This is a genomic window from Pseudonocardia sp. KRD291 (genome assembly GCF_019263595.1).
In the GTDB taxonomy this organism is placed as follows: domain Bacteria; phylum Actinomycetota; class Actinomycetes; order Mycobacteriales; family Pseudonocardiaceae; genus Pseudonocardia.
Genome location: NZ_JADQDD010000523.1, coordinates 1 through 1,389 on the forward strand (window position 1 = coordinate 1; position 1,389 = coordinate 1,389).

The following is a 1,389-nucleotide window of genomic DNA, read 5'->3' on the forward strand; positions in this document are numbered from 1 at the left end:
GGCGTAGGCCCGGTCGCGCTCCAGATCCGCCTTGCGCGGACGACCCCTCGGGCGCTTGCGGGGGATCACCCGTCCACGCTCGAAGATCTCGCCGCCCCAGACGCCCCATGGCTCGGCACGGGCCATGGCGCCGTCGAGGCAGTCGGCCCGCACCGGACAGCCGGCGCAGAGCGACTTCGCCCGCTCCAGCTCGTCCGGCGCCTCGGCGAACCACATGTCGGCGTCGCCGCGACGACAGGGCAGGTCCTGCCCGGTCTCCGGGGCGGCGCTGAGCAGGCCGGACAGCACGTCGGCGGTGGTGCCGCCTCCGCACTCGGTCGTCGCCATCACTCCGCCGTCGCACGGAGCTGATCGCACTAGCACCTGTCGGTCCTCCTTGGTCGGTACTGCGCCGGTGTGTCGGTACTGCGGTGGGTAGGGACAAAAAAATCGGGGCCGCGGACCCCTGTGTGTGGGTTCCGCGGCCCCGATGAGAATCGGCCGTCGTCTGACGAGGACTAGGTGGTACCTCGGCATCCGGGAACGGACACACGTGTGGAGTTGTGCTTGTTCGCGATGGGCGCGGTGATCGGCGCGAAGCCACCCTCGGTGACGCGCGGGCGCCACACCGGGAGCACGGACGCACCCGCGGCGCACATGACGGCGCCCCCGGACAGCACGTCGACCGGAGCGACGTCGCCGTACATCTCGATCGTGGTCGTGGTCATGGGGAGCACCTCCTCAGGCGTCTCGTGTGCGCTGCCGCGCGATGGGGCCGTGTCCCGAACAGCCCTTCGGCCGATCGGTGTAGTCGACTGTAGAAGCACCGGTGACGGCCGCACAACCGATTAAACGAGTTGATACTTCGGAATTCGCGTGAACGTCAGGTTCGAAGATCGTTGCTGGTGACAGCCTCACCGTCCGAACCCGACCCAGGGTCGGCACCCACGTCGGGCCGGCCGCCCGGAGCCCGCCGCCGCGCCCGAGCCGCGCGCTCTCCTCCGTCCCGCGCGCTCCCCGACGATCCGCGCCCGATGCCGCGGTCGCGGAGCACCGTCGAGCGCGCAGCGGGACGCTCGGCGCGCGGTGCGAGTCGCCCGGGCGCGGTGCGAGCCGTCCGGGCGCGGGGCGGGCAGGCTCCGATATCGAAGTCTCGAACGGACCTCCCGAAACCACCGAGTGAGCGAGGGGACCCTTCGGGACGGGACGTCTCGAAGATCGTTGCTGGTGACGGCCTCACCGCCCGAACCCGCCGCCGCGCCCGAGCCGCGCGCTGCCCTCCGTCCCGCGCGCTCCCCGACGTCCCGCGTCCGATGCCGCGGTCGCAGAGCAACGTCGAGCGCGCAGCGGGACGCTCGGCGCGCGGTGCGAGCCGTCCGGGCGCGGCGCGGGCAGGCTCCGATATCGAAG

2 protein-coding genes are annotated in these 1,389 nt (G+C 72.1%); both read right to left on the minus strand.

What is annotated here, in order from left to right; genetic code table 11:
* The coding region (locus tag I4I78_RS32380; RefSeq protein ID WP_218615313.1) for a WhiB family transcriptional regulator at window positions 1–327 on the minus strand (327 nt) is incomplete at its 3' end.
* 170 nt (window positions 328–497) lie between these two features.
* The gene (locus I4I78_RS32385; protein WP_218615314.1) at window positions 498–707 is read right to left on the minus strand and encodes a hypothetical protein; all 210 of its coding nucleotides are present in this window, start codon (window positions 705–707) and stop codon (window positions 498–500) included.
* Window positions 708–1,389 lie beyond the last annotated feature (682 nt).